Here is a 22,249-nt window from a genome sequence, read left to right on the forward strand (position 1 = left end):
TCGGCCCGGCTCCTGCGCAAAGAGTTCGGCCCGCACGTGCGTCACTATCTGTGGGGCGGGCACTTCTGGTCCCCGTCCTACTTCGCCGCCTCCTGAGGCGGCGCCCCACTGTCGATCATCAAGGAGTACATCGAAAACCAGAAACGGCCGGACTGATCCGCTCACCCGAACCAACCGTCACGGCACCGCTCGGGCCTGGAGGCCCTCCCACGCTGTCGTTTCCACCCGGGCGTAAACGCCCGGGATTCCACGCCAGATTCCGCTGAAGATCAATCGCGATGGAGGGCAACATGACGACGATCTCGTCCGGCGAGATCAGCGGTTTCGATGACGACGGTGTCGCGGTCTTCAAGGGCATCCCGTTCGCGAAGAGCCCGTTCGGCGAGCACCGGTTCGCCGCGCCGGTGCCCCCGGACCCGTGGGACGGCACCTTCGAGGCCACCTCGTACGGCCCGCGCCCGCCGCAGCCCGCGATGTTCCCCGGGCAGGCGCCATGGAGCTCGGCCGACGGGCTGGACATCCTCACCGTCAACGTCTGGACGCCCGAACTCGGAGGTTCCGGGCTGCCGGTGATGGTGTGGATCTACGGCGGCGCCTACTGGCTGGGCTCGGCCGACTGGCCGGACTACGACGGGGCGCGGCTGGCCCGAGGCGGCGTGGTGGTCGTCACGTTCAACTACCGGGTCGGCATGGAGGGCTTCGGCCACGTCGACGGCGCCCCGGCGGACCGGGCGCTGCTCGACCAGGTGGCGGCGCTGCGATGGGTGCGGGAGAACATCGCGGCGTTCGGCGGCGACCCGGACAACGTCACGATCTTCGGCGAGTCGGCGGGCGGCGGATCGGTGGCGGCGCTGCTGGCGATGCCGCAGGCCGAGGGGCTGTTCAGGCGGGCGATCGCGCAGAGCGTACCGGGGATGTTCTTCTCCTCCGAGTACGCGGCCCGCGTCACCGAGTCGATCATGCGCAGGCTCGGGGGCGGCTCGCCGTACGACAAGACGCCCGAGGAGCTGACGGCGGCGGCGAGCGCGGTCGCGAACGAGGAGATCCGCGGCAATGCCGAGCTTTGGGGGGCGATGGCGTATTCGGCGATGCCATTCGCGCCGGTGGTCGACGGGGAGGTGCTGCCCGGGACGCCGTGGGAGGTGCTGGCAAGCGGGGCGAGCCGCGACGTCGAACTGATCGTGGGCTTCAACCGGGACGAATACCGGACCTTCCACGCGATGAACGGGGAATGGGATCTGGAAGGCGCGCTGAAGGCGCTCGCCCCCGGCGGGGCCGGCGCCGCCTACCGGGCCGGACTGCCGGGGGTGACGGACGAGGAGCTGTACATCCGGCTGATGTCGGACTGGATCTTCAGGATGCCCAGCGTACTGCTGGCCGACGTTCACTCGGGGCCGACGTACGCCTATGAGCTGACCTGGGCCCCCGACCCGATGCTGGGGGCCTGCCACGGGCTGGACGTGCCGCTCACGTTCGGGACGACGTCGGGGCCGATCGCGGCGATGATGGCCGGAGGCTCGCCGGATCTGGAAGGTCTGTCGGAGCAGTTCCGTACGGCCTGGACGCGCTTCGCCACCACGGGTGATCCGGGCTGGCCGCGCTACGAGGCGGGGATCGGGATCACGCACCTGTTCGACGTGGAGCCGTCGGACGTGGCCGATCCCGAGGCGGTCTCGCACGCGATCTGGTCGGCCCGCGACTTCCAGCCTCATGGCGACGGAAAGGACACCTAGCGGGAGCTATGAGGTCGGCCGCCAGCAGACTCGGCCTCCGCTCTTCGCTCTCCGGCGCTGGCCGTCGCCGTCGCCGTCGCCGGTCGCCGGTGGCCGGTCGCCGGTGGCCGGTCGCCGGTGGCCGGTCGCCGGTCGCCGGTCGCCGGTCGCCGGTCGCCGGTCGCCGGTCGCCGGTCGCCAGCAGACTCGATCTACACTCCCCGCTCTCCGCTCTCCGGCGCTCGCCGTCGCTGGTCGCTGGTCGCTGGTCGCTGGTCGCCAGCAGACTCGATCTACACTCCCCACTCCCCGGCCTCCGCTCTCCGGTGCTCGCCGTCGGCCGTTGCCGGCCTCCGGCAGCCGACAGGCGGTAGCCGCTGGAGAGTGAGCGCTCCGGCCGTCTAACTCAGGCCCCGGTCGGTGCCGACGCCGCGGAGCAGGGTGTCGACCAGGAGCGTCGCCAAGGCGTCGGCGTCGTCGCCCTGGCTCTGCGCGGCCTCATGGATCAGCGCGTAGTAGACGCGCCTGGCCCACGCCACATCCACGTCGGCCCGCAGCAGGCCGGTGGCCTGCGCCTTGCGGAACAGCCGGTCGCACTTCTCCTCGACCGCCGAGTGCACTTGGGCCACCGCGGGATCCGCCGACGCGCGGCTCATGGTGAACCCCCAGTCGATCTTCACCCGCAGCACGCTGGCCGTGACCTGGTAGAGCGCGACCAGCGGCGGCGTGGTCTCGGAGCTCGCGGAATCGACGGCCGCCGCGAACTGCCGGGCGGCCCACGACTCCATCGCGCTGACCAGCGCATCGCGGGACGCGAAACGCCGGTGCACGGTCGTACGGGCGACCCCGGCCGCCTCGGCGATCTGCTCCATGCTGGCCGACGGATTCTTGCTGAGCACGCGCTCGGCCGCCTCGAGGATCGTACGCACGGTCCGTTCGGCGTCCGAACGCAGTGCCCGTCCCTGCTGAATCGCTTCCACAGTGAGACCATACACTCCAGAGTTGCATCACTGATGTTGCAAGTGCTACGTTCTCAGCATCGCTAGCGACGCAACTACAGAAGGGCACACCGCCATGGACATGAGCCTCACCGGCAAGACCGCCGTCGTCACCGGCGCCAGCCGGGGCCTCGGGCTCGCCATCGTCGCCGCGCTGCGGGCGGAGGGGATGCGGGTCGTGGCCGGTTCGCGGACGATCTCGCCCAAGCTGAAGGAGACCGGCGCGACGGCGGTAGCCGTCGACCTGTCCGCCGCCGAAGGCCCGGCCGAGCTGATCGGCACCGCCCTGGCCGAGTTGGGCGAGCTCGACCTGCTGGTCAACAACGTGGGCGGGGGCGACGGCGGCGAGGGACAGCTCGACGGATTCCTGGGCTTCAGCGACGAGCATTGGCACCAGACCCACGAGCTCAACTTCCTCAGCGCGGTCCGCGCCACCAGGGCCGCCCTGCCCAGCCTGCTCCGCCGGGGCGGAGCCGTGGTCAACATCTCCTCCAACGGCGCCCGCATGCCGCACGCCGGTCCGATCACCTACACCACGGCCAAGGCCGCGCTGACCGCGTTCGGCAAGGCGCTGGCCGAGGAGTTCGGACCTCAGGGGGTGCGGGTCAACACCATCTCCCCCGGCCCGTCGCTCACCTCGATGTGGGAGGACCCCAACGGCTACGGCGCGGCTCTCGCGGCCAAGATGGGCCTGGAGCACCACCAACTCCTGGCGGGACTGCCGTCGAGCACGGGGATGACGACGGGTAAGTTCGTCGCACCGGAAGAGATCGCCACCTTGGTGACGTATCTGGCCTCGCCGCATGCCGCGAGCGTCAACGGCGCGGACTACGTCATGGATGGCGGAGCGATCAAGACTGTCTGAATCTATCGCGATATATCGTCCAAATCGGGAACATCGGAGATATCGCGATCAGTTGAGGTTGGTGGACCGACTTTCAGGGGAGTGTGAGCGATGGCGGGAATGCGGACGGCACGACGGATCCTCGTAGGCGGGGCGGCCTTGGCCGCGGCGGGCTGGGCCCTCCGCGACGTACCCGCCGAACTGGGCGTGCGGCCTTTGACCTCGGGACCGGACCGGGTGGCCAGGATGCGGCGTTCGCCGCAGTTCAAGGACGGCACCTTCTACAACCCGATGCCGGAGTCCACCACCCTGATGACCACGCCGCCCGCGGGCCTGCTGCGCGAGCTGGCCAAGGACAGGGACCAGCGCAGACCGGGCGGCCCCATCCCGCTGCGCGTCCCGCCGACCGGCGACCCGTCGCCGACCGGCCTGAGCGCGATCTGGTACGGCCACGCGTCCACGCTGGTCGAGATCGAGGGCCGCCGGGTGCTGTTCGACCCGGTGTGGAGCAGGCGGCCGTCGCCGTCGCAGCTCGTCGGGCCGAAGCGGCACCACCCGCTGCCCGTCCAGCTCAACAAGTTGCCGCCGATCGACGCCATCGCGATCTCGCACGACCACTACGACCACCTTGACATGGCGACCGTGCGCTCGCTCACCGCGACACAGAAGGCGCCGTTCCTGGTGCCCCTGGGCATCGGCGCCCACCTGGAACGATGGGGCGTGCCCGCCTACCGGATCATCGAGCTCGACTGGGACGAGGAGGCGGAGGTCGCCGGGCTGCGCTTCGTCGCGACAGCCGCCCGTCACTTCTCCGGCCGCATGTTCACCCGCAACGACACGCTGTGGGGCTCGTGGGTCGTGGCCGGGGCGAGCAAGCGGGTCTTCTACGCGGGCGACTCCGGCTACTTCGAGGGCTATCAGGGCATCGGGTCGGCCCACGGCCCGTTCGACCTGACGCTGATGCCGATCGGCGCCTACAGCCCGGCCTGGCCCGACATTCACATGAACCCGGAAGAGGCGATCAACGCCCACCTCGACCTGGGCGGCAAGCTGCTGTTGCCGGTGCACTGGGCGACCTTCACGCTCGCGCTGCACCCGTGGGCGGAGCCGGTGCAGCGGCTGTGGCGCGAGGCGAAGGCCCGCGACGTCAAGATCGTGGTGCCACGCCCCGGCGAGGCCGTGGACACCGACGGCGCCCCGGCCGTCGACGGCTGGTGGGAGACCCTGGGCTGACCACCTTCGCACACACCCGGCGGGCCTGCTACGCCGGGTACATCACCCAGGCCATCGTCAACAACCTGGCACCCCTGCTGTTCATCGTCTTCCAGACCCGCTACCAGGTGCCGTACGAGATGCTGGGCCGCCTGGTCCTGCTCAACTTCGCCACTCAGCTCGTCACCGACCTGGTCGCGGTCAAAGTGGTGGACCGGACGGGCTACCGGGTGCCCCTGGTGCTGGCGCACGTGTTCAGCGTGGCCGGGCTGGTGCTGCTCGCGGTGGCTCCGTCGGCGCTGCCGTCCCCTTACTGGGGGCTGGCCGTGGCGGTCGTGGTCTACGGGATCGGCGGCGGGCTGCTGGAAGTCCTGGTCAGCCCGGTGGTGGACGCCCTGCCCGCGCCGAAGGAGCACCGGGCCGCCACGATGAGCCTGCTGCACTCCTTCTACTGCTGGGGTCAGGTCGCCGTCGTGCTGGGCACGACGCTGATCCTGGCCTGGATCGGCGACTCGGCCTGGCAGGTGCTGCCGCTGCTGTGGGCCTTCGTACCGCTGGGGGGCCTCGTGCTCTTCCTGCGGGTCCCGCTGCCCGCGACTGTGCCCGACGAGCACCGGACCGGGCTCGGGGCACTGCTGCGGACCCCGTCGTTCGCGGCGGCGCTGCTGCTGATGCTCTGCGCGGGAGCGGCCGAGCTCACCATGTCGCAGTGGTCCTCGCTCTTCGCGGAGCAGGGGCTGGGCGCGGCCAAGGTGTGGGGAGACCTCGCGGGGCCGTGCCTGTTCGCGGTGCTCATGGGGCTCGGCCGGATCGCCTACGGGCTCTGGGGCAGCCGGATCCCCCTGCTGCCCGCCGTGATCGCCTGCGGCGCGCTGGCGACCGCCTGCTACCTCGCCGCCGCCCTGGCCCGGGACCCGGTGCTCAGCCTGGTCGGGTGCGCGCTGTGCGGGCTGGCGGTCAGCCTGATGTGGCCCGGGACGTTCAGCCTGACGGCCGCGCGCTTCCCGTTGGGCGGGGCCGCGATGTTCGGGGTCCTGGCGATGTTCGGCGACGCGGGCGCGGCGGCGGGACCGTGGCTGGCGGGCGCCGTCGCCGACGGTGACCTGCTCGACGACGGCTCCGGACTCCGTGCCGGGCTACTGGTCGGCACCGTCTTCCCGCTCGCGGTCGTCGTGGTGGGGATCGCGCAGTCGCTCCTGATCCGCCGCCGCACCACTGCCCCCGCCGAGAACTGATCCATGCAGTCGTACAGTCCGCGCCGGGAGCTTGTCCGCGCAGCCGCACCGGCCCTGCCGAGAGCTGGTCCATACAGGTCATACAGTCCGTGCCAAGAGCTTGTCCGCGCAGCCGCACCGGCCCTGCCGAGAGCTGACCTGCGCAGCCATACGGTCCGTGCCGAGAACTCGGCTCCCCGGCCGCACGGTCCCCGCCGGGAGCTGATCCGCGCAGTCGTACAGTCTTAACGTGAGCAACCTGGAACAGGACCCCCGCGAGATCCGCTGCGGCGTCGAGGCCGGTGGCGAGACCAGCGACGGGGAGACCGAGCTGCTCGCCGGGCGTGCGGTGCCGCTGGGCGGTCCGCGAGGCATGTCGGTGAGCCGGACGCTGCCCAACGCGCATCGCCGCATGATCGGCGCGTGGTGCTTCGTGGACGCATACGGCCCCGAGGTGGCGACGATGCGGGTGCCTCCGCACCCGCATACCGGCCTGCAGACCGTGAGCTGGCTGGTCGCGGGTGAGGTGCTGCACCGTGACAGTGTCGGCAGTCTCCAGGAGGTACGGCCCGGCCAGCTGAACCTGATGACCGCCGGACGCGGCATCTCCCACTCCGAGGAGTCACGCGAGACCCTGCTGCACGGCGTGCAACTGTGGGTGGCGCTGCCCGGTGAGCACCGGCGGACCGGGCCCGGGTTCGAGCACCACGCGGCGCTGCCCGCGCTGTCCGGCCCCGGCTTCGCCGCCACGGTGATCATGGGGTCGCTCGGCGGCGTGACCTCGCCGGCGACCACCTTCAGCCCCCTGGTGGGCGCCGAGGTGGCCGTCGAAGGGAGCGCCGAGGTGCCGCTCGATGCGGGATTCGAGCACGGTGTGCTGCTGCTCGCCGGACAGGTCGAGCCGCTGGAGGCGGGACCGCTGCTCTACCTGCCGCCCGGCCGTACCCGGCTGCGGTTGAGCGGGCGCGGACGGGTGCTGCTGATCGGCGGCGAGCCGTTCGGCGAGGAGATCGTGATGTGGTGGAACTTTGTCGGCCGCGACCACGACGAGATCGTCGCCTTCCGCAAGGAATGGATGGAGGGCGAGGGGTTCGGCGCCGTCGAGGGCTTCGACGGCGACCCGCTCCCCGCGCCCGTCCTGCCGGGCACCCGGCTGCGGCCCAGGGGTCGCGTGCGCGAGAGCTAGTTCCGGTGCGTGAAGGTGTAGATCACGTCCATGTTCGAGCCGTTCGTCGGCATCTCGGCCAGCAGGCGCACCGCGGTGCCCGTGAAGTCGACCACCTGCACCTGCTGCTTCTCCGCGCTCGCGTCGGGCCTGACCCAGCAGACCAGGTGGCTGTCGTCGTACCAGGTGGCCAGGCCGGAGCAGGGTGACTCGAAGCGCTTCAGCTCGGCGCCGGTCTGGGTGTCGTAAACGCAGTTGTTGCCGCTGCCCAGGCCGGGGCAGTTGGTGACGAACTGCTTGCCCGACGGCGAGAACAACGAGTCGGCGATGCCCGGGCCCACGTTCGGGATGCGGCGTATCCGGAGTCCGTTCTCGTCGAAGAAGCGCAACGCCTGCTGCTTGGTGTCGTTCGACAGGGCCACCACGCCCGTGTCGGTGTGGTCGAAGCCGTAACGGATGCCGTGCAGCGAGCCCTCTCTGAGGGATGCGACCGTGGCCTGCCTGGTGGCGACGTTCACGATCGCGAACCCGGTCGACTGCCACACGCCCTTCACCGGATTGCCGACGTTGAACAGCAGGCGGCCGCTGTCACGCGACCAGCCCTGCACGTACGCGCTGAGCGGCTGGCGCGAGGTCTTGACCGTGAACGCCTCACCCGTCACCTTGTCGGTGATCTTGACGCTGTCGTAGCCGTCGACGAAGTTCTTGCCACGCTGGGCCAGGTACCTGCCGTCGGGCGACAGCATGCTCTCCCACATGTTCGGATATTTCGTGAACGATCCGGTCAGCGTGTCACGGGCGTAATAGATCCAGTCCCGGGTCTTGGCGTCGCGGACCATGTAGGTGGTGAGCCGGACGGCGTCGCCCGGGTTCTCGTAGATGACCGCGTCGGTGCCGGGGAGCGTCGAGGTGACCAGGTTCGCGGTGGGAATGGCCACCGGGGCCGGAGACGTGCTCTTCGTACTCGGGGAGGGGGTGGGGGTCGGCGGGCCGGGCAGATTGATCAGCGCGACGGCCACCACGGCGATGGTGGCGACGATGGCCACGGCCGCGGCGATCGACGCCACCACGTAGCTCTTCTTGCCGCCCGACCGGGATGGCGGCACCGGCAGGCCGACGTACTGCGGAGACTGCCCCGCCGCGGCCGGGGAGACCCACTGCGGCTGCTGGTGCGCTCCTGACTGTGGTTGCGGCCCCTGGGGTGGCGGACCATACGGGTGCGCCGCCTGCGGACCTTCGGGGTGTCCTCCCGACTGTGGTTGCGGCCTCTGGGGTGGTGGACCATAGGGGGGCGCCGCCTGCGGGGCTTGCGCGTGCGGTCCCGACTGCGCGTACGGCGGCGCTGCCTGCGGTGGTGGCGGTTGCTGGTGCGGTCCCGACTGCGCGTACGGAGGCTGCCCGTATTGGGGTTGCGGGTACTGGGGCTGGAACCCCTGCTGGGGCGGGAATTGGGGCTGCGGCGAAGGCGGGGGTGGGGGCGAGAAGCCGCTGACCACCGCGGCTGCCTGCTCCAGTTCGGCGGTGTTCGAGGTGGGGTGTTCCAGCAGCCGCATGATCACCTGTTCGGCGGTGGGCCGCCGGATGGGGTCCTTCGACAGGCAGGCGGCCACGAGTTCGCGCAGCGGCCCGGTGAGCCGGGACAGATCGGGCTCGTCGTAGAGGACCTGGTTGACGATCAGCGGCACCGACTCCGCCTCGAACGGCCCGGTGCCGGTGGCGGCGAACACCATGGTGCTCCCCCACGCGAACATATCCGCGGGCGGCCCCACCGGGTGCTCCAGAACCTGCTCCGGAGCCATGAACGCGGGCGTCCCCACCGGCGTGGACGTGATCGTCGAGGTGGCGTCGAGCGCCTTCGCGATGCCGAAGTCGATCACCCGCGGACCCTCGCCGGCGAGCAGCACGTTGTTCGGGCTGAAGTCGCGGTGCACGATGCCCGCCTGGTGGATGGCCGCCAGCGCGGTGACCGTCCCGATGGCCAGCCGGTACAGGGAGGCCTCCGCCCGCGGCCCCTCCTCTGCCACCACTTGCTGCAGCGGCGGACCTTCGACGTACTCGCTGACGATGAACGGCCGCTCCTCGTGCACCCCGGTCGCCAGCACCTTCGCCGTGCAGAACGGCGCCACCCGCTGCGCCACGGCCGCCTCCCGCGCGAACCGCTCGGCCGCGACCGCGTCGCCCGCCAGGTGCGGACGTAACCACTTGATGGCGGCCTGGCCGCCCTGCTCGTCGACGCCCAGGTACACGACGCCTTGTCCGCCTTCTCCCAGCCGTCCGCGGATCTCGTAACCTCCGAGACCGGCGGGATCTCCTGCTCTCAGCTCACTCATCGACGGCATGACCAAATTATGGACATGCTTCTTGCGAATGACTTAACTGCGCCTGTGGGTAAAATTACCGCTTCGGACCTACACATCATCAGTTTCCGCGGGTGAACGAAGCGGCGGGGGTCAGCGGGCCCGCTGCCTTGACGGTGTGCAGGACGGGGGCCGTTTCGAGCGCGTGAATGGCATCGAGGCCGCCCAGCCGGTGCGTGAGGTAATCGTGCAGGTCGGCGGGGCTGCGGCAGAGGGCGTTGGCCAGCAGATTGGTCCGGCCGGTGGTGGCGGCCACCAGGGCGAGTTCACGGTGACCGGCCAGGGTGGTCGCGACGCGGTCGAGGTGCCCTGGTTGGACGGTCATCCAGAGCAGGGCTTGGGTGGTGGCTCCGAGGACGGCGGGCGCGATCTCGACGTCGAAGAAAATCGCGCCGTTGGCGCGGAGGTCGGCGAGGCGGCGGGCCACCGTGGCTTGGGATACACCGGTGGCCGCGGCGAGATCGGCGTGCGTGGCCCGGCCGTCTTGGCGCAGAGCGTCGATCAGGTCATGGTCGGCACGCGTCAGCGGCGCTCGGGGAGGCGACGTATCAGTCGCCGGTGGTCGAGGAGGCAGCCCATCGGTCGCCGATGATCGACTGGCCGGCGGGTCGGTGGCGCGGGGCGGTTCGAGCTGCTGTTGTTGCTGGTCGGTGAGGGCCTCGAGGTGTCCTCGCCACGCGGTCGGCCCGCCCAGGTAGGTGTGCAGCAGGCAGTGGGCGGAGACCGCGGTGATGCTCGCTCTGCGAGGGATGTCGTGCAGCAACAGTGTGGGTACGGCCTGCGTGTCGCTTGACGCGTGAATGACGGCGAAGATCTCCGTGCCCCCGGAGGCCAGTTTGACCCACGAGGTATCGGCTCGCCGGGCCAGCGACTGAGAAAGGTCCTGCACGGTGGACGGAGTGGCGGTGAGCCGGATCATCCACTGGGTCTGGCCTGCCCGGTCCGGGTTGGGGAGCCCGACCACACGAAGGGCGGCCTCGGCGCGCAGTCGCCGGTAGCGGCGGGCCACGGTCTGCGTCGACGTACCGAGCACCTCGGCGATGCGGCCGAAGGGTGCTCGCCCGTCAATGTGCAGGGCGTGGATCAGACCTCGGTCCACCTCGTCGAGCATGGGGATTTCCCTCATAAATCCGGCAGTCATGGAAGATACTCTCCAACATTACGTTCCAGATGGAACAACTGGCCCCGGCTTCTCCAGTCTGGGATCCCCGCCGAGCTGTCGGCGGGGGTTCGCGGCACTGGAGAGGAATGCGAATGTCTGAACGTGTGGTGGCGGCCTACCGGTGGCGGTGGGTGGCGCTGGCGGCGTTGCTGCTGGCCGAGGCGATGAATCTGCTGGACTCGACGATCGTGCAGGTCGCCACCCCGGCGATCCGGGCCGACTTGGGTGGGTCGGCGGCGGACATGCAGTGGTTCAGCACGGCGTACACCTTGCCGTTCGCCCTGCTGCTGATCACCGGCGGCCGGCTGGGCGACATCGCCGGCCGGCGGCGGGTCTTTCGGATCGGTGTCACTGGATTCCTGGGCGCTTCGGTGGCCTGCGCCCTGGCGCCATCGGTCGGGATGCTGATCGGCTTCCGCGTCGTGCAGGGCGCTGCGGCCGCGGCGGTCATTCCGCAGACCATCGGACTGATCCGCGCGATGTTCGATGGGGAGGAGTCCGATGGGGAGGAGTCCGATGGGGAGGAGATGTCCAAGGCCCTGGGCAGCATCGGCCCCGTCATGGGTTTGGCCGCTGTCTGCGGGCCCGTTCTCGGGGGCGTGCTGACTCACGCCGATCTGTTCGGCTCGTCATGGCGGGCAGCGTTCCTGGTCAACGTCCCGCTCTCTGCCGCCGTGCTGGCCGTCGCGCCGACCCTGATCGAGGACCACGCGCCGGCGCGACCGAGCCTTGACCCCATCGGCACCGCGCTGGCGATGCTCGGCACCGCCCTGATCGTCTACCCGCTGATCGGTGCCGACACAGCGCACCTGCCGATGGGGACGTGGGGCGCCATCGGCCTCGGGCTGGCCGTGATCGCCGGTTTCGGCCTTCATCAGCGGCGCAGTGCCGGGCTTGGCCGCAGCTCGCTGGTGGAGACCAGCCTGTTCGCGCACCGCGCTTTCCCGGCCGCGCTGGTGACGTCCACCCTGTTCTTCGCGGTGACGACCGGGCTGATGTTCGTCGTGGTCCTGCACCTGCAGCTGGGGTTGGGCACCGATGTACGCACCGCGGGCCTGACCATGGTGCCTTGGTCGGTGGGCTTGGCGGTGTCCTCTTGGGTCGCGGGCGCGTATCTGGTTCCTCGGCACGGACGGCGGGTGATGTTCGCCGGACTCGCCACGCTGGCGATCGGCGTGCTGGCCGCCGTCGCCGTGTACCACGCGGCCGGCTCTACTGGCTATCCCACGCCACTGCTCGGCGCCCTGGGAGTCGCGGGTCTCGGTGTCGGGATGTTCACCCCGTCGTTCTTCACCACCGCGCTGAAGCCGCTCAGACCACAGGAGATCGGCTCGGCCGCCGGCCTGCTCAACGCCGTCCAGCAACTCGGCGCGACGCTCGGCGTCGCCGTCCTGGGTAGTGTTTATTTCGATGGGGCCCGGTCGGACTCGCCGGGTAGCGCGGTCCAAGTGACCTTCTGGGTCGCGGGTGGATTGCTCGTGGCGAGCTTCCTCTCCACCGTGCTGATGACAACGGTCAACCCGCGGTTACAGGATCATCCCTCAGGGAGTAAAGAGGCCCTCCTCGACCTCGACTCATAACGGAGCGTGCTGGAATGATCGCCGTTAGGATTCTCGCCATGACAACCCTCCAAGATCTGGGCGGCCGGGTGGCGCGCCTGGAAGAGCGCACGGACAACCAGCGAGAAGACATCAAGGTCTTCGGCCCAGAACTGTCGAAGATTATGGAGACTCAGAACAAGCACTCGCTGAGACTCGACCAACTGGCGGAGACTCAGAACAACCACACGCTGAGACTCGACCAACTGGCGGAGACTCAGAACAACCACACGCTGAGACTCGACCAACTGGCGGAGACTCAGCACGAGCACACGCTGAGACTCGACCAACTGGCGGAGATTCAGCACGAGCACACGCTGAGACTCGACCAACTGGCGGAGATTCAGCACGAGCACACGCTGAGACTCGACCGAGTGGATGCGAGACTCGACCAAGTCGACGCGAGACTCGATCAAGTGGAGATGAGACTCGATCAAGTCGACGCGAGACTCGACCGAGTCGAGGTGAAGCTCGACGAGCACAGCCGGACACTGGCCGAGCACCGAGAGATCCTGGACACCCACACAGAGATCCTCGATACCCACACGGAGATCCTGGACGGACACACGCACACGCTCGACAAGCACACCCGGATGTTCGAGACGATGTTCACCCACTTCGGCATCCCACTCCCCACCGAAGACCCCCACAACAACTAGAGGCCCCGTCAGGCTGGGTCCAGCAAAAGGAACGGGGACCGTCTCTCGACGATCAGCCAGCGAGTGCGTGAGCACATCCGCCTGATCCCCCAACGGTCCCCGCACAGTAGGGCAGCACCGGCGCGACGTGCTCGCCGCGTCTCGCGAGACACCAGCGATCCGCCGCCGCTGCCGCCTGACCCCCAGACGCCTCTCCGGCGGTCGACTTGGCTCCGCAGGGCCCGGGGCTGAAGTGCCCCGGGCGACCCGATGCCTACTTGTCGGAGAGCAGCCGTCCGCGGAACTGCGGGTGGTCGGTCTCCCAGTATCGCCAGCCTTCGATCCTCGACGGGATGCTCGCGATGCCGGTACCGACTCTGACCTCGCTGCAGTTGTGGAGCCGTGCCCACTGTCCCCAGTGGACGCGGTAGCCGAAGACGCGGTACCACATGTTTCCGTACTTGCCGTCGCTGATCGTCCGCGTGTAGTCGTGGCCCGTGAAGATCATGTGCCTCTTCTCGAGGTGCGGAGTGACCTCGAGGTTCACCGCGCGGACGATTTCGTCGGTGGAGACCACGTTGCCGATCGCGGTGTCGTCTGACCTTCTGACTGAGGCGAACCTGTTCTTGTCGGCCTCCACGAACGCGAGCACCTCGAACTCGTGGTGGACCGAGACGGTCATCTCGCCGCCGGGACCGTCGGTGTAGCGGGTGCGCGGAATGAAGAAGTTGTGCGGCCTAAGGGAATGAACCCTGATGAAGGTTCCCGCCTCGCAGCCTCCCCCGTCTCCGACCAGGACCGGCTTGCGGAGTTTGTGCTCGAGATGGTGGAAGCGGTCGTGCCTGTGGTCCGGCGTCGGACCGTTCGCGAGGGCTGGGTTGGTCGTGGTGCCGGCAAGGGCCACGGACAGGGATCCTGCCACGGCCAGCGTCATCAGTCCTTTTGCCGAGCGCCGCCGCGCCGGCTGGGTCGGTATGGCTGTGGCGTCGCTTTTGGGAGTGTGCGTGAACATAGAGGTACCGTTTCTTTTGGAGCGCGGCCGTGACCGCGGCTAACCCATTGGCCGGAAGACGGCCCATGCCTGCCCGCTGGGCGACCCAGCGTGACTGAAAAAATACTTACAGTAGCCATCGATCTCCTCCCGCCGCCACGCCGAAAAGGACTTCCCCGGACAGGGAAAGCAAAGGTGAAAAAACATCAGTGAATGTCTGACGCGGCCCGTTATCCCGCCGAACCACCAAACGCGACAGCCCCCGGGAAGTCACCTCCCCAGGGGCCGCGCCGGTGTGGCAGCCGTTACGACAGTCGCTGCGCCTTGCTCAGCAGCCGCTGCGCCACCACCACCAGTGCCAGGAACGCCCCGCTGACCACCTGCTGGAAGGCCGACGTCAGGCTCCCCACCTGGTTGATCAGGCTTTGGATCACCCCCAGCAGCAGCACCCCCGCCACCGTCCCGGTGATCCCGCCCGCGCCGCCGGTCAGCAGGGTGCCGCCGATGACGACGGCGGCGATCGCGTCCAGTTCCAGCCCGATGCCAAGGATCGTGACCCCGGACGAGAGCCGGGCCGCGTTCAGCGCGCCCGCGAGGCCCGCCAGCAGGGCCGACATCACGTACACCGCCACTTTGGTACGCGCCACGGGCACGCCCATGAGCGCCGCCGCCTGCTCGTTGCCGCCGATCGCGTAGACGTTCTGCCCGAAACCGGTCCGCTGCAGCAGCACCATCGCGACCAGGGCCAGCACCGCGGTGATGTAGACGGGGTACGTCAGGCCGAGCAACTCCCCCTGCCCCAATGACGCGAAAGCAGCATTTTTCACCAAATAGGTGGTGGCCCCCTCGTCCGAAATGGCGAGCATCAACCCCCGCACGCCCAACAAACCCGCCAATGTCACGATAAAAGGGGCCATGCCGGTGCGAGCTATGACGAGGCCCTGCAACAGACCGACCACCCCGCACGCGCCCAACGGCAACGCCAGCGCCATGAGCAGGCCGTACTGGGACCCGTAGGCCGCCAGTACCCCGCCCAGCACGAACAGCGACCCCACCGACAGGTCGATCCCGCCGCTGATGATCACGAACGTCATCCCGATCGCGATGATCGCCAGGAACGACGACGAGACCACCACACTGGCCGCGTTCCCCGCCGTGGCGAAGGAGTCGAAGGCCAGGCTGCCCACGATCACCAGCATCGCCAGCACCATGAGCGCCCCGTGCTGCTGGAGTACCCGGCTCACCTGCTCACGCCGTACAGAGGCTACGGAGGTCATCGGTTCGCACGCTCCCTGGTGGCGTAGACGGCGGCCAGGATGATGACCGCCTGGACCATCTGGGTCCACGACTGCGGCAGGTTGTGCTTGATCAGTGTCGCCGCGAGCAGTTGCATGAGCACCGCGCCCATGACCGTGCTGAGCACCCTGATCCGCCCGCCGGTGAGCGGCGTGCCGCCGACCACGACCGCGGTGATCGCCGACAGCTCGATGAACAGGCCGAGCGACGTCGGGTCGCTGGCCTGCAGGCGGGCCGTCGCCAGCACCCCGGCCAGCGCGGCGAGCAGCCCGGAGATCACGTACACGATCAGCAGCACCCGTTTGACCGGCAGGCCCGACAGCTCGCTGGCCGAGCGGTTGCCGCCGATCGCGACGACCTGCCGGCCGAACGTCGTGCGCCGCACCACGAACAGCATGATCAACGTCAGCGCCGCCGCGATCAGCACGATGAACGGGATCCCGGCCACCGAGCTGCTGCCCAACGCGATCAGGTCCGGGTTGCGGAACTCGACGAGCTGCGGCACCAGGACGTTCGCGATGCCGCGTACACCGACGAGCAGCGCCAGTGTGGCCACGATCGGCTGGACGCCCACGTAGGCGACCAGGGCCCCGCCCGCCGCGCCGACGATCGCTCCGCCGATCACGGCGACGATCAGCGCGGGCAGGGCGCCGTACCCCAGGTAGAGGGCGACGAGCGCGGCGGCGAGCGCCATGACCGAGCCGACGGACAGGTCGATGCCCTGGGTGCCGATCACCAGCGCCATGCCGAGCGACACGATCACGATGGGCGTGACCTGGACGAACTGGGTGCGGAAGTTCGACGCGTCGAGGAAGTGCGGCGTGAACAGCACGTTGAACAGCAGCAGCGCCAGCACGGCCGCGTACACGCCGTAGTCCTGCACCCAGGCGAAGACCCGCGGTTTGAGGTCGGCCCGCGGCACCGCTTTCGAGGTGAGTTCAGTCATCGGACTGCTCCGCGATCGTCGCCATGATTCTCTCCTCGGTCACCTGGTCACCGGTCAGCTCCCCGACGACCGCGCCCTCGCGCAGCACCAGGATGCGGTCGGCGCCCTCGACCAGTTCCTCCAGGTCGGAGGAGATCAGCAGCACGCCCAGCCCCTCCTCGGCCAGCTCGTCGATCAGCGCCTGCACCTCGGCCTTGGCGCCCACGTCGATGCCGCGGGTGGGCTCGTCGAGCAGCAGCACCTTGGGACGTACCGCCAGCCAGCGGGCCAGCAGCACCTTCTGCTGGTTGCCGCCGGACAGCTCCGACACCAGCTGGTTCGGCGAGGCCGCCTTGATGCGCAGCCGCCGCATGAAGATCTCGACCATCCGGTCGATCTTCGCGTCGGACACCACGCCCGCCCTGGCCAGGGCGGGCAGGGCGGCCAGCGCGATGTTCTCGCGGACGGACAGTGTCGGGACGATGCCCTCGGCCTTGCGGTCCTCGGGCAGCAGGCTGATGCCCGCCCTGATCGCCGCGGTCGTGGAGCCGCCGCGCAGCGGCAGCCCGGCCACGAGCACCTGCCCGCCGTCGAGGGGCATCGCGCCGACGATGGCCTTGGCGGTCTCGGTACGGCCCGCGCCAAGAAGGCCGCCGAGCCCCACGACCTCGCCGGGCCGTACGGACACGTCGATCCCGTCCAGGACGTGCCGCCGGGTGAGGCCGCGCGCCTCGACGGCCGGTGGCTCCTGGCCGTTCGCGGCGCGGTGGCGATCACGGGAGAACCTGGTCAGGCCACCGGCTTTGACCTCGTTCAGGTCGCGGCCCAGCATGAGCGAGATGAGCTTGAGCCGGTCGAGCCCCGCGAGCGGCCCGGTGTGCGCGACGCGGCCGTCGCGTAGCACAGTGACCCGGTCGCACACCTGGTAGAGCTCGTCGAGCCGGTGGCTGACGTACATGACAGCGATGCCCTCGCCGCGCAGCCGCCTGATCACCCCGAACAGCGTCTCGACCTCGCGCGGTTCCAGGGACGAGGTCGGCTCGTCCATGATGACCACGCGGGCGTCGACGGCCACGGCCCTGGCCAGGGCGACCATCTGCTGGGCTCCGATGCCGAGCGTGCGCAGCGGCCGCCGGACGTCGGTCTCGACGCCGTAGCCGGACAGGATCCGGGCGGCTTCGGCGTACATCCTCGTGGCGTCGATCACCCCGAAGCGGCCGCGTGGCTCGCGGCCGAGCAGCAGGTTGCGGGCGACGCTCATCATCGGGACGAGGTTGACCTCCTGGTAGATGGTGGAGATCCCGGCGCGCTGCGCGTCGAGCGGCGTGCCGAAGGCGGCGGGCGCGCCGAGGTGGCGCAGTTCGCCGCCGTCGGGATGGTATACGCCGGTGAAGACCTTGATCAGGGTGGACTTGCCCGCGCCGTTCTCCCCCACGAGGGCGTGCACCTCGCCGGGGAGGAGGGCGAGATGCACACCGTCGAGAGCGAGTACGCCGGGGAAGCGCTTGCTGATCCCCTTCGCCTCAAGAACCGCATCCAACTCAGTACGCCTCACCGAGGGAGTTCTTGGCGTTGGACGTGTCGTAGTCGCGGTCGGAGATGACCACCTTGTCGGGGATGGCCTGGCCGTCGAGGAACTTCTGCGCGGTCTCGAAGGCGAGCGGCCCGAAGCGGGGGTTGGACTCGATGACCGAGTGCAGCCAGCCGTCGGCGATGCCCTGGACGGCGCTGCGGGTGCCGTCGACGGACACGATCTTGATGGTGCCCGCCTCCTTGCCCGCGCCCTTCAGAGCGGTGACCGCGCCGAGCGCCATCTCGTCGTTCTCCGCGTAGATGCCGTTGATGTCGGGGTTGGATTGGATGAGCTGCTCGGTGACCTGCTGGCCCTTCTCACGGGCGAACTCACCGGTCTGCTCGAAGGAGATCTGGATGCCCGGCGCCTTCTCCGCGATCCGCTCCTTGAAGCCGTCGGTCCGCTCGGTGGTGACGTTGTTGCCTGGCGCGCCGAGCAGGATGGCGACCTTCCCCTTGCCCGACAGGGCGTCGATCATCCGGTCGGCGGCCCGCTTGCCCTGCTCGTGGAAGTCGGAGCCGATGAAGGTCAGGTAGTCGCTGCACGCCTTGGCGTTGATCTTCCTGTCGACCGTGATGATCGGCACCTTCTTGGCCGCGGCCTGCTGGAGCACCGGCTCCCAGCCATCGGAGTTCAGTGGCGCGATGACCAGCAGTTGCACGCCCTGGGCGATGAGCTGCTGCACGTCGGTGATCTGCTTGGAGAACTGCGACTGGGCATTGGTGACCTTGAGATTGGCGATGCCCAGCTTGGCCGCCTCATCCTTGATCGACTTGGTCTCGGCGATGCGGAACGGGTTGGCCTCCTTCTCCGACTGGGAGAAGCCGACGGTGGCCGTCTTGAGGTCGAACTTCTTGCCGCCGAACTGGTCGAGCGTGCACGTCGGTCCCGCCGAGCCGCTGGGGCTCTGCACGACCTGCTGCCCGGCCGTGCTGGTGGCGGCGGGCGCGCTCTGCGGCTCCTCCGACTTGGCGCAGGCCGACGCGGTGAGGAGTACGGCCAGCGCCAGGCAGGCTGTCCGGAGATTCATAGGGGTTCCTTCCTATCAGGCGCAAGCCGGGGAGATCTGGTCGGTGAGCGCCTTGTTCGCGTCGTGGACCCGGGCGACGTCGGTCTTGGTGACGGCTCTGTCGTAGGTCATGAGGCCGTTGAGCTCGGTCTCGACGTCGGTGGTCTGGGTGTAGATCGCCGCGCTGAGCTGGTCGCAGGCGTGCAGCTTCTGCAGGGCCTTGGCCATGTCGACGTAGCGGCTGGTGAGGGCCTCGGGGTCGGGTTCGACCGCGTAGCCCCAGCCGCCGCCCGACCAGGTGTGACCGATGAGCGGGAGTCCCAGGCCGCCGTACTCGCCGATCACGACGGCTCTGGTGCCGGTGGGCTTTCCGGGGGTGCCTGGGCCGGGGTAGATGTGGAAGTCCTGGACGTCGCCGTTGCCGCCGTCCTGGGCTCCGCAGCAGTTGACGCCGCTCATGTTGTCGACCAGGCGGGAGGGGTCCCAGCTCTTGACCAGGTCGGCGATGCGGGCCTGGTCGTACTGGCCCCAGCCCTCGTTGAAGGGCACCCACATGATGATCGACGGGCTGCTGCGGTGCTGGTCCACCAGCTCGCGCAGCTCGGTCTCGAACTGCGGCTTGTCGCCGGTCTTGAACATGGCGGGCATGTCCTGCCAGACGAGCAGGCCGAGCTTGTCGGCGTGGTAGTACCAGCGGTCGGACTCGACCTTGGTGTGCTTGCGCACGGTGTTGAAGCCGAGCTTCTTGGTCTGCACGAGGTCGTACTTGAGCGCCTCGTCGGTGGGGGCGGTGTAGATGCCGTCCGGCCAGAAGCCCTGGTCGAGCGGGCCCATCTGGAAGACCGGCCGGCCGTTGAGGAGCATCCGGTTGTTCTCCAGCGTGATGGTGCGCATCCCGAAATAGGACTTGATCTCGTCCTGCTTCACCCGGACCGTGAGGTCGTACAGGAACGGCTTGTCCGGCGACCACAGCTTGGGGTTCGGCACCGGCAGCCGGAGCTCGGTGCCGACGGGCCCGGAGACCGTGCCCACGACCTTGTGACCGTCCTTGGCCACGATCACGGCGGTGCCGGCCGAGCCCTGGACGGTGACGCGCAGCGCCTTGCCCGCGACGTCGGGCACGGTGTCGACGCGGTCGATGTGCTGCTGGGCGACGGGCTCCATCCAGACGGTCTGCCAGATGCCGGAGACGGCGGTGTACCAGATGCCGCTCGGGTCGAGCCGCTGCTTGCCGATGGGCTGCTGCCCGCTGTCGGTCGGGTCGGTGACGCCGACGACGAGCTCCTGGGATCCGCCGCGCTTGAGCGCGTCGGTCACGTCCACGGTGATCCGGCCGTAGCCGCCCTTGTGCGCGCCGACCTGCTTGCCGTTCACGTAGATGGTGGCGTCCCAGTCGATCGCGTCAAGGTGCAGGAGCAGGCGCTCGCCGCTCCACGAGCGGGGCACCTCGAACGTCCTGCGGTACCACATGCGGTCCTCGTGCCGGCCGATGCCGGACAGCTGCGACTCCACCGGGTACGGCACGACGATCCGCTCGGCCAGGTCACGGCCGGTGGGGACGGCCTCGCCCGGCTTGGCGGCGGCGAACTGCCAGGTGCCGTTGAGGCTGCGCCACCTGATCCCTGACCAGTTGGGGGCGCGGGTACTCGGGCAGCGGGTTCGCCGGGTTCACGTCCTTGGACCAGCGGGTCTTGAGGATGTAGGCGGACTCGTTGACGACGAAGGCGTAGGGGAACGCGGCGACGGGAGTGCCGTCGGCGAAGGAGAGACCGGTGCCGTCGTAGGCGGCGCGCAGCGTGCTCCCCGCCTTGGCCGGAACCGGATATTTCAGCTTAAGCACCACCGTGTCCCGATATTTCAGGGCTACGGAGGCTACGGGCCATTTGGTGCCGGCGACGGTGAGGACCAGGTGGTCGGTCAGGTCGGCCGGCAGCGGGGCGAGCGCCTTGGCGAACGTCAGCGTGGCCAGGTCACCCGTCGCACCGACCTTCGCCTCGCTGGGCCCGGGCGGGTCGAACCCGTCCGGCGGCGTGAACGCCTCGGACGGCACGGCCACCTTCGGCTGGCTGGCGCTCTGCCAGCGCAGGTGCAGGTTCGCCCCGCCGAAGTGCTCGAAGTACTCGACCTTGATGTCGTAGTCCTTGCCCGCCTCCAGCGCGATGGGCGTGCCCACCTGCTCCCGGTCCCAGTCGTCCACCCAGTGGTCGATGACGGCCTTGCCGTCCACCCAGAGCCGGAAGCCGTTGTCGCCGATGATCGAGAACGTGTACGTCTCGGAGTGCTCGGGCCGGATCTTGCCGGTCCACCGGACGGTGACGTCGTCATCCCGGCCGGTCAGCAGCTTGAGCGCCGGGTTGAGATCGGCCATTTCCAGGCTCGGGTCCACGACGCCGGCCTTCAGCTCGCCGAAGTCGAACGCGCCGGCCGCCGAGGCGAGGTAGTAGTCGCCGCGCAGCCCATGCCGTTCGGCGGCGGCGCCCGCCGGGGTGGGAGCCTGCCAGAGCACGGCCAGCAGCACGGCGATCATTGCCGCGAGTGACTTTCGCACAGGGTGTCCTTTCACGCTGGGGGATGGAAGGAGGTGTCGTACGCCATGCCGTTCGATCAGGATCGGACAGGTTATGACCCTGTATGGCTCTCAAATAAGCACCCTTGGACCGAGTCGGTCAAGATTTCCGATCAAATTCGTTCTCATATGATCAGAGGTGAGCCGGAGTTGAGCATTCGTCTATGATCGGGATGTGAGCGACACGCAGAGCGACGGCCGCCGGCCGGTGTTCGCCGCGGAACGCCGGCAGCGCATCCTCGAACTGGTGCGCGCCAACGGCGCCGTGTCCTTGCGTGAGCTCGCCCAATCCGTGCACTCCTCCGAGGTGACCGTCCGCCGCGACCTGCGCGCGCTGGAGTCGGAGGGCCTGCTCAACCGCCATCACGGCGGGGCCACCCTGCCCGGCGAGCTGTCGCGCGAGGCGGGCTACGCGCACAAGGTCTCGCTGGAGTCCGCCGAGAAGGCGGCGATCGCCGACCTCGCCGCGGCGCTGGTCGAGGACGGTGACGCCATTGTCGTCGGTCCCGGCACCACCACGCAGGAGTTCGCCCGCCGCCTGACCAGGCACGCGGAGCTCGCCGTGGTGACCAACTCCCTGCTGGTGGCCCAGGTGCTCGCCGGCTCGCCGCGGATCGAGGTGATGCTGACCGGCGGCACACTGCGCGGCTCGATCCTGGCCCTGGTGGGCAGCGCGGCCGAGCACTCTCTGTCCGGGCTGCGGGTGCGCCGGGCGTTCGTCTCCGGCAACGGGCTCACCGCCGAACGCGGCCTGTCCACCCCGAACATGCAGGTGGCGGGCGTCGACCGGGCGCTGGCCGCGGCCGCCGAGGAGGTCGTGGTGCTGGCCGACCACACCAAGATCGGCGTCGACACGATGGTGCAGACCGTCGCCCCCGAGCAGATCGGGCACCTGGTCACCGACGAGGGCGCGCCGGGCGACGTGCTCGACGAGCTGAGCGGCAGGGGCGCCCGGCTACATATCGCCCGTATCTGATCGAATGTGACGT

General features: G+C 69.2%; 18 protein-coding genes and 1 pseudogene. 9 read left to right on the forward strand and 10 right to left on the reverse strand.

Annotated elements, in window-relative coordinates:
* Positions 1-156, forward strand: a pseudogene (locus AB0B91_RS59850) (transposase); the annotation flags it as partial.
* A gap of 134 nt (positions 157-290) precedes the next feature.
* On the forward strand, positions 291-1,733 hold the full coding sequence (locus AB0B91_RS59855; RefSeq protein ID WP_358341242.1) for a carboxylesterase family protein: 1,443 nt from the start codon (positions 291-293) through the stop codon (positions 1,731-1,733).
* Between the two features lie 380 nt (positions 1,734-2,113).
* Here the strand turns inward: AB0B91_RS59855 and AB0B91_RS59860 are convergent, their stop codons facing one another.
* Complete coding sequence (locus AB0B91_RS59860; RefSeq protein ID WP_358341244.1) at positions 2,114-2,692, reverse strand: helix-turn-helix domain-containing protein; 579 nt, start codon at positions 2,690-2,692, stop codon at positions 2,114-2,116.
* Positions 2,693-2,786: 94 nt separating this feature from the next.
* On the opposite strand from AB0B91_RS59860, the gene AB0B91_RS59865 reads away from it, so the two are divergent.
* From AB0B91_RS59865 to AB0B91_RS59880, 4 genes are all read left to right on the forward strand, one after another.
* Positions 2,787-3,575 (forward strand): SDR family oxidoreductase, encoded by a 789-nt coding sequence (locus AB0B91_RS59865; RefSeq protein WP_358341246.1) that lies wholly within the window; start codon positions 2,787-2,789, stop codon positions 3,573-3,575.
* Between the two features lie 90 nt (positions 3,576-3,665).
* Complete coding sequence (locus AB0B91_RS59870) at positions 3,666-4,787, forward strand: MBL fold metallo-hydrolase (protein WP_358341248.1); 1,122 nt, start codon at positions 3,666-3,668, stop codon at positions 4,785-4,787.
* The gene (locus tag AB0B91_RS59875) at positions 4,769-6,001 is read left to right on the forward strand and encodes an MFS transporter (RefSeq protein ID WP_358341250.1); all 1,233 of its coding nucleotides are present in this window, start codon (positions 4,769-4,771) and stop codon (positions 5,999-6,001) included. The genes AB0B91_RS59870 and AB0B91_RS59875 overlap by 19 nt, the downstream gene beginning before the upstream one ends.
* A gap of 229 nt (positions 6,002-6,230) precedes the next feature.
* Entirely contained in the window at positions 6,231-7,166 is a 936-nt protein-coding gene (locus tag AB0B91_RS59880; protein ID WP_358341252.1) for a pirin family protein, read from the forward strand.
* On the opposite strand, the gene AB0B91_RS59885 is transcribed toward AB0B91_RS59880, so the two are convergent.
* Positions 7,163-9,484: a serine/threonine-protein kinase gene (locus AB0B91_RS59885; RefSeq protein WP_358341254.1), complete on the reverse strand. Its 2,322-nt coding sequence runs from the start codon at positions 9,482-9,484 to the stop codon at positions 7,163-7,165. The genes AB0B91_RS59880 and AB0B91_RS59885 overlap by 4 nt on opposite strands.
* Before the next feature lie 79 nt (positions 9,485-9,563).
* Complete coding sequence (locus AB0B91_RS59890) at positions 9,564-10,613, reverse strand: Lrp/AsnC family transcriptional regulator (protein WP_358341256.1); 1,050 nt, start codon at positions 10,611-10,613, stop codon at positions 9,564-9,566.
* Positions 10,614-10,756: 143 nt separating this feature from the next.
* Here AB0B91_RS59890 and AB0B91_RS59895 point away from each other — a divergent pair, with 143 nt between their 5' ends.
* A complete protein-coding gene (locus tag AB0B91_RS59895; RefSeq protein WP_358341258.1) occupies positions 10,757-12,244 on the forward strand; it encodes an MFS transporter in 1,488 nt (495 codons plus the stop codon).
* 14 nt (positions 12,245-12,258) lie between these two features.
* Complete coding sequence (locus AB0B91_RS59900; RefSeq protein WP_358341259.1) at positions 12,259-12,921, forward strand: hypothetical protein; 663 nt, start codon at positions 12,259-12,261, stop codon at positions 12,919-12,921.
* 253 nt (positions 12,922-13,174) lie between these two features.
* On the opposite strand, the gene AB0B91_RS59905 is transcribed toward AB0B91_RS59900, so the two are convergent.
* The 7 genes from AB0B91_RS59905 to AB0B91_RS59935 all read right to left on the reverse strand — a co-directional run bounded on the left by AB0B91_RS59905 (position 13,175) and on the right by AB0B91_RS59935 (position 21,242).
* The gene (locus tag AB0B91_RS59905) at positions 13,175-13,834 is read right to left on the reverse strand and encodes a hypothetical protein (protein ID WP_358341261.1); all 660 of its coding nucleotides are present in this window, start codon (positions 13,832-13,834) and stop codon (positions 13,175-13,177) included.
* 362 nt (positions 13,835-14,196) lie between these two features.
* Positions 14,197-15,168, reverse strand: coding sequence for an ABC transporter permease (locus tag AB0B91_RS59910; protein ID WP_358341263.1), 972 nt, complete (start codon positions 15,166-15,168; stop codon positions 14,197-14,199).
* Positions 15,165-16,133: an ABC transporter permease gene (locus tag AB0B91_RS59915; protein ID WP_358341265.1), complete on the reverse strand. Its 969-nt coding sequence runs from the start codon at positions 16,131-16,133 to the stop codon at positions 15,165-15,167. The genes AB0B91_RS59910 and AB0B91_RS59915 overlap by 4 nt, the downstream gene beginning before the upstream one ends.
* A complete protein-coding gene (locus AB0B91_RS59920) occupies positions 16,126-17,652 on the reverse strand; it encodes a sugar ABC transporter ATP-binding protein (protein WP_358341267.1) in 1,527 nt (508 codons plus the stop codon). Before AB0B91_RS59920 ends, AB0B91_RS59915 begins: the two co-directional genes overlap by 8 nt.
* Position 17,653: 1 nt before the next feature.
* Entirely contained in the window at positions 17,654-18,715 is a 1,062-nt protein-coding gene (locus tag AB0B91_RS59925) for an ABC transporter substrate-binding protein (protein WP_358341269.1), read from the reverse strand.
* A gap of 15 nt (positions 18,716-18,730) precedes the next feature.
* Entirely contained in the window at positions 18,731-20,314 is a 1,584-nt protein-coding gene (locus AB0B91_RS59930; RefSeq protein WP_358341387.1) for a sugar-binding domain-containing protein, read from the reverse strand.
* On the reverse strand, positions 20,238-21,242 hold the full coding sequence (locus AB0B91_RS59935; protein WP_358341271.1) for a PA14 domain-containing protein: 1,005 nt from the start codon (positions 21,240-21,242) through the stop codon (positions 20,238-20,240). Before AB0B91_RS59935 ends, AB0B91_RS59930 begins: the two co-directional genes overlap by 77 nt.
* 193 nt (positions 21,243-21,435) lie before the next feature.
* Here AB0B91_RS59935 and AB0B91_RS59940 point away from each other — a divergent pair, with 193 nt between their 5' ends.
* Entirely contained in the window at positions 21,436-22,236 is an 801-nt protein-coding gene (locus AB0B91_RS59940) for a DeoR/GlpR family DNA-binding transcription regulator (protein WP_358341273.1), read from the forward strand.
* Positions 22,237-22,249 lie beyond the last annotated feature (13 nt).

This window comes from Nonomuraea sp. NPDC049141 (genome assembly GCF_040648415.1).
Classification (GTDB): Bacteria; Actinomycetota; Actinomycetes; order Streptosporangiales; family Streptosporangiaceae; genus Nonomuraea.

Coding starts and splice junctions, on each gene's coding strand:
- AB0B91_RS59855 (WP_358341242.1), top strand. CDS start 291: ATGACGACGATCTCGTCCGGCGAGATCAGCGGTTTCGATGACGACGGT.
- AB0B91_RS59865 (WP_358341246.1), top strand. CDS start 2,787: ATGGACATGAGCCTCACCGGCAAGACCGCCGTCGTCACCGGCGCCAGC.
- AB0B91_RS59870 (WP_358341248.1), top strand. CDS start 3,666: ATGGCGGGAATGCGGACGGCACGACGGATCCTCGTAGGCGGGGCGGCC.
- AB0B91_RS59885 (WP_358341254.1), bottom strand. CDS start 9,484: ATGCCGTCGATGAGTGAGCTGAGAGCAGGAGATCCCGCCGGTCTCGGA.
- AB0B91_RS59890 (WP_358341256.1), bottom strand. CDS start 10,613: ATGCTCGACGAGGTGGACCGAGGTCTGATCCACGCCCTGCACATTGAC.
- AB0B91_RS59895 (WP_358341258.1), top strand. CDS start 10,757: ATGTCTGAACGTGTGGTGGCGGCCTACCGGTGGCGGTGGGTGGCGCTG.
- AB0B91_RS59900 (WP_358341259.1), top strand. CDS start 12,259: ATGATCGCCGTTAGGATTCTCGCCATGACAACCCTCCAAGATCTGGGC.
- AB0B91_RS59905 (WP_358341261.1), bottom strand. CDS start 13,834: ATGACGCTGGCCGTGGCAGGATCCCTGTCCGTGGCCCTTGCCGGCACC.
- AB0B91_RS59910 (WP_358341263.1), bottom strand. CDS start 15,168: ATGACCTCCGTAGCCTCTGTACGGCGTGAGCAGGTGAGCCGGGTACTC.
- AB0B91_RS59915 (WP_358341265.1), bottom strand. CDS start 16,133: ATGACTGAACTCACCTCGAAAGCGGTGCCGCGGGCCGACCTCAAACCG.
- AB0B91_RS59925 (WP_358341269.1), bottom strand. CDS start 18,715: ATGAATCTCCGGACAGCCTGCCTGGCGCTGGCCGTACTCCTCACCGCG.